General features: G+C 60.6%; 1 protein-coding gene. It reads right to left on the bottom strand.

All coding sequences use genetic code 11. The features are described from left to right. Positions 1–1,007 (bottom strand): recombination directionality factor (locus AWB81_RS43355; protein ID WP_062644756.1); only part of this gene is annotated, 1,007 nt, incomplete at its 3' end. Between the last annotated feature and the right edge of the window lie 119 nt (positions 1,008–1,126).

Here is a 1,126-nt window from a genome sequence, read left to right on the forward strand (position 1 = left end):
TGCCGCTGCTCGGGCTGATGAAGCGGATCGCCGATTGACTGTACCGTCCCGTCCGACTCCAGCAGCGCGACTGCGCGACTGGCAGCATCGAGCGCCGGTTGAGCTTCATCCGCGCCATCCAGCAGCGCGCCCAGGTCAATGTCGGCGTCAAGCACCGTCAACATCTGCTTCTGACGCACGGCCTGGCCGTTGTCGTCGATCCGCGTGATGTCGAACTCTTTTTTCGAGAGCCAAAAGCGCGTGCCGGTGAGTCTGCCGCGCGCCAACGCCACGGTCTGCATCGCCGAATACGCCTTCTGCAGCACGTAGATCGAGTTGGTCGGCAGCTCTATCAGACCGAGTCCCTTCACGTCCGGAACAGCGAACACGAAGTTCGCCGTCAGGTTGCACTTGCGGTCCTGGTACTGCGGACACACGTGAGGATCGCAGACGCCATCGGGAATGTCGTCGTCTTGCCGGTGAACGACCAGTCGGCCACCGAAGGAGCGCCGCGCCCGCTGTGCGCGTGCATTGCGTTCAACCGGTGCGTACGTCTTGCAGTAGCGCTTGCCGTCTCGGTCGTACTCCGAGAAGTACTGTCGCCCGGTTGTCGTGTACGCGGCCATCTGATTTGGCACATTGCGCAGCCAGTCGTCGAACGCAAACATGATCGGGAAGCGGTAGAGCCGCAACCCTTGACCGCGGTCCTCGCCATACAGCCGCAGGATCTCGTCAGCCGTGTCGGGATTTGAAAAATCCGAACGTCTGCAAACGAAGTAATCGACATTGCGCGGGACGAGGGCGTTACGCAGCTTCAACGACGTTTCCAGCACCTTGCCGATGGCCTCGAACGACTCACCGGAAGCCACCATGTCGTTGTAGAGCTTGACGGCTTTTTCATTTCCCTGATGAGCGCGCGTGAGCACCTTGATACCGGGGCGAATCTTGCCGATCGCGGGCGGGCGGATAGCTCGTTCTTCAACGAGGCTTCGCGGCGCGTGATCGAACATCTGGACAACAGCGTTCATGACGGTTTCCTTGCGAGAAAGAAGATGGCGTTGGTCCGCAGTGATTCGGCCTGAGATTGCATCTCTCGGGCTGCCGCACTGCCGCGACGTTCGCTGACATGGGAAATGAAGACAGAGCG

The sequence above is a fragment of the Caballeronia arationis genome (assembly GCF_001544975.2).
In the GTDB taxonomy this organism is placed as follows: Bacteria; Pseudomonadota; Gammaproteobacteria; order Burkholderiales; family Burkholderiaceae; genus Caballeronia; species Caballeronia arationis.